The following is a 4313-nucleotide window of genomic DNA, read 5'->3' as shown; positions in this document are numbered from 1 at the left end:
GGTCGCCGTCGATCGAGCCGAAGTTGCCCTGGCCGTCGATCAGCATGCCGCGCATCGCGAAATCCTGCGCCATGCGGACCATGGTGTCGTAAACGGCCGTGTCGCCGTGCGGATGGTAGTTACCGATCACTTCCCCGACGACCTTCGCGCACTTGACATAGGCCTTGCTGTGCGTCCAGCCGCGTTCTTTCATGGCGTAGAGGATGCGGCGGTTGCCCGGTTTCAGGCCGTCGCGCGCGTCCGGCAGGGCGCGCCCGACGATCACCGACATCGAATAGTCGATGTAGGCGCGCTGCATTTCGTCTTCGATATTAATCAGATCAATGCGTTCGTTCGTGTTTTCCATAATGCGTCTTTCGTGTTAGTCGTCGCGTTCGAGCTTGGCGAGCAGTTCCCGGATTTTCTTTTCGATCTTGTCGATCTCCGCCAAGTCCTGCAGCTCGGCTTCCACTACGCTAATCAGCTCTTCGAGTGCTTCCACTTTCGTATATCCGAAAGCGACCAGACTTTTTCGGCCCGCAACCGCTGCGTGATAGCCACCGTTTTCTTTTCCCAGATCTATTTTCACCGGACAGCTCCTCCTGGACTAGATATCGAGGTTCGTGACATTCAGGGCGTTGTCCTGAATGAATTCGCGGCGCGGTTCCACCTCGTCGCCCATCAGAATCGTAAACATTTCGTCGGCCTTGACGGCGTCCTCCAGCACGACCTTGGTCATGCGGCGGTGCTCGGGGTCGAGGGTGGTTTCCCAGAGCTGCTCCGGGTTCATTTCCCCCAAACCTTTATAGCGTTGGATGCTCATGCCCTTGCGGCCCAGGCCGCGGACGATGGCCAGCAGGTCCATCAACGAGTTGGAGTCGATCTTGGTGCCCTTGTCGTCGATCTTGAAGAGCGGCGCGGCGGCCCCGATCAGTTGATCGAGGCTGAACCCGTCCTGCTCGAGCCGTTCGACGATCGCTTTGAGCTTCTTGGCGAACGGGAGCTCTTTGCGGCGCGGTTCGTAGATGACGGGTTTCGGGGGCTCGACCTTTTCGGCCCCGGCTTCGGCTTCGACCGCTTCGCCTTCGACCGCCGGCGTTTCTTCGGCGACGGGCTCGGCGTCCACTTCCACGACGCCTTGGGCTTGTTGCGCCGCTTCGTTGATGGCCTTGAGCTGGTAGTCGTCCAGCGCAAAACGGATGTCGAGATCTTCGCCGAGCTGGTTCATGTAGACGCAGTAGAGCGGGAAGTTCCCGGTCGCTTCGTCGCGATAGGTGAGATAGTCGTTGAGGACGATGCCGCGGCGGCGAAGCTTGTCGGCAATGTCCTCGATATCGACCAGGTTCTGCAGCAATTCGCGCAATCCCTTGGTATCGAGCAATTCCGTACCGTCGGCTTTTTCAAGCCGGAGGCCGTCGGCGCCGAGGTCGAGCAGGATCTGCGTCAGATGGGCGTCGGACTCGACATATTCCTCGCGCTTGCGGCGCGTCACCTTGTAGAGCGGCGGCTGGGCGATGTAGATGTAGCCGTTCTCGATCAGCTGCGGCATCTGGCGGTAGAAGAACGTCAGCAACAGCGTGCGGATGTGCGCACCGTCGACGTCGGCATCGGTCATGATGATGATCTTGTGGTAGCGGGCCTTGGCGATATCGAAATCATCGGCGCCGATGCCGGTTCCGATGGCGGTGATCATGGTGCGGATTTCCTCGTTGGCCAGCACCTTGTCGAGGCGCGCCTTCTGGACGTTGATCACCTTGCCTTTTACCGGAAGAATGGCCTGGAACTCGCGTTCGCGGCCCTGCTTGGCGGAGCCGCCCGCCGAGTCCCCTTCCACAATATAGAGTTCGGTGCGGGCCGGATCGCGGCTGGAGCAGTCGGCCAGCTTGCCGGGCAGTCCGCCGCTTTCGAGCGCGCCCTTGCGGCGGGCGAGGTCGCGCGCCTTGCGGGCGGCATCGCGCGCACGCGCCGCCACCACCGCTTTGTCGATAATCGTGCGGGCGATGGTCGGGTTTTCCTCGAAACAGGTGCCGAGTTCGTCGTTGACGACCTGTTGGACAATGCCCTCCACCTCGCCGTTGCCGAGCTTGGTTTTGGTCTGCCCCTCGAACTGGGGATCGGGGATTTTGACGGAGATCACCGCAGTGATGCCCTCGCGGATGTCGTCGCCGCCCATCGCCTGCTTGTCGTCCTTGATCAGCTTGTTGGCCTTGGCGTAGGCGTTGACCGTACGCGTCAGCGCCGAGCGGAAGCCGGAAAGGTGCGTGCCGCCCTCGATCGTGTTGATGTTGTTGGCGAACGAGAAGATCGTCTCGCTGTAGGCATCGGAATACTGCATCGCGATTTCGACGGTCACGCCGTCCTTCTCGCGCTCGAAGTAGATCACCTCGGGGTGCATCGGCGCCTTGTTGCGGTTCAGATGCTGGACGAACTCCTTGATGCCGCCATCGTACTTGAAGATCTCTTCGCGGCCGGTCGCGTCTTCCTTCAGCGTAATCTTGGCGCCGCGATTGAGGAAGGCCAGTTCGCGCAGGCGGGCGGCGAGGGTATCCCACTGGAAACCGCCTTCGTGCGTGAAGATGGTCCGGTCGGGCCGGAAGGTGACCTTCGTGCCGTTCTCGGCGGTTTTGCCGATCGTGACGAGCTCGGTGACCTCGACGCCGCGCTCGAAGCGCTGGTGGTAGATCTCCCCGTTGCGCCGCACCTCGACCTCCAGCCATTCGGAAAGCGCATTCACGCAGGAAACGCCGACCCCGTGGAGACCGCCCGACACCTTATAGGTATCGGAATCGAATTTGCCGCCGGCGTGCAGCACCGTCAGCACAACCGTTACCGCCGGCTTGCCCTCGGTCGGATGCATGTCGACCGGAATCCCGCGGCCATCGTCGGTGACGCTGAGCGAGCCGTCTTCGTTGATGCAGACCTCGACGTTCGAGCAGTAGCCCGCGAGCGCTTCGTCGATCGAGTTGTCGACGACTTCATAGACCAAATGGTGGTATCCGCGCGTCCCCGTGTCGCCAATATACATGGCCGGGCGCTTGCGGACGGCGTCCATCCCCTCGAGTACGGAAATGTGGTCGGCCCCGTAGCCGGCCGCATCGGGATTGCTGGCGCGTTTTTTCGTTGTTTCGTTAGCATACAAATCGTTTTCAGCTTCAGACATGGTTGTCCTGTTCCTTTCGTGGGAATTAATCGGGACACCATAGCGGACCCCAAATGGCGGGGCAACAAGCAAAGCGGCCAAATCCCCGGAATTCGAACAAAACGACCCCTAGAATCGCGATCCGCCGCAAATCGCCCCTTCTCCCGATTCGCGGCACAATTCAAAACAACGGCGAATTGCGGGCCGATTCCGGACTTTGCGCCGAAAGGCCTCCGCTGCGGCGGCCCACGCTGATGGCCGGTTTTTGCGCCGGTTCCACCATCCCGGGCACCGGACGGGAACCCAAATCGGGAATCCGGCTACCGGGCAACGCTGGCGCCCGCCTCCGCGAGGGGCGGGGTGTAGTCGACAAGCACGATGCGCGCTTTGCCAACCGGAACCTTGACGTCCATGCGAGCCAGGATTTTTCGATCATCATCCGTCAGCCAGATCTCCTCCGGGATCTTCCGGACAAACAGATCGTCGCGATGGGGCCGGGCGATATATTTCCGGCAGGAAACCTCCCCGGCGTGGCCGATCTTCTTGGTGTCGGTTCCTTTGGCGGTGATGGTGATGCCGTGCAGGGCGGAATCGACGGCAATACTGAAATTGCGCGCTTCATTTTTCTGGAAGTCGTGCCGGCGGAAGGCATAGAGGAACGATACGGCATCGCAGGCCTCGACATCGATGGGATAGTTGGTGCTGATGTTGCCGCTCTGGCTGTCCCAATACGCCGTGTTCTCTTCGCGGTTGAGCCGGAGAATGTCTTTGCAGACAAAACCTCCCTCGGAGGTGTTTTTTTCCAAGCGCACCGAGAGGCACGTTTCGGGATCGATGAAACAGTCGACCCTATCATCGACCGGGTAGATGGTGGAGACCAGCTTGTTGCTTTTGGCCTGGATACGGATGCGAATCAACGGTTGTCCGCCGAGCTCGATTTCGTCGCAGGAGATGGTGGAAGTACCGCAAGAGAGCGGCCCCCACATGATTTTATAGACTGCGCGCTCCCCGACCGGATAGCGGTAGCCGGCGAACGCGGAGGAGGCAATTAGGCCGAGCAGACAGAGCGAGCGTTTCATTAAAAATCGATTTTGAGTTTAAAAAGGGGAAGGGTCATTTGGGGATTCGGTTGATAGCGGAGATCGCCTTCAATACCTTGCCGAGCGGCATCCAGACGATCGTTGTTGTATCGCTG

General features: G+C 60.2%; 3 protein-coding genes. All 3 read right to left on the bottom strand.

The genetic code is table 11. The features are described 5' to 3' along the window. The coding region (locus ABYO54_RS14625; RefSeq protein ID WP_372808982.1) for a DNA gyrase subunit A at nucleotides 1–346 on the bottom strand (346 nt) is incomplete at its 3' end. Between the two features lie 240 nt (nucleotides 347–586). Continuing rightward, nucleotides 587–3139 (bottom strand): DNA topoisomerase (ATP-hydrolyzing) subunit B, encoded by a 2553-nt coding sequence (gene gyrB / locus ABYO54_RS14620; RefSeq protein ID WP_372808981.1) that lies wholly within the window; start codon nucleotides 3137–3139, stop codon nucleotides 587–589. A gap of 299 nt (nucleotides 3140–3438) precedes the next feature. Continuing rightward, a complete protein-coding gene (locus ABYO54_RS14615) occupies nucleotides 3439–4197 on the bottom strand; it encodes a DUF3108 domain-containing protein (protein ID WP_372808980.1) in 759 nt (252 codons plus the stop codon). Nucleotides 4198–4313: the final 116 nt, after the last annotated feature.

Origin of the sequence: Pontiella sp. (assembly GCF_041622395.1) — a bacterium.
In the GTDB taxonomy this organism is placed as follows: domain Bacteria; phylum Verrucomicrobiota; class Kiritimatiellia; order Kiritimatiellales; family Pontiellaceae; genus Pontiella.
Note: the sequence above shows the minus strand (reverse complement) of the source record. Positions and strands in the feature narration are given on the sequence as shown.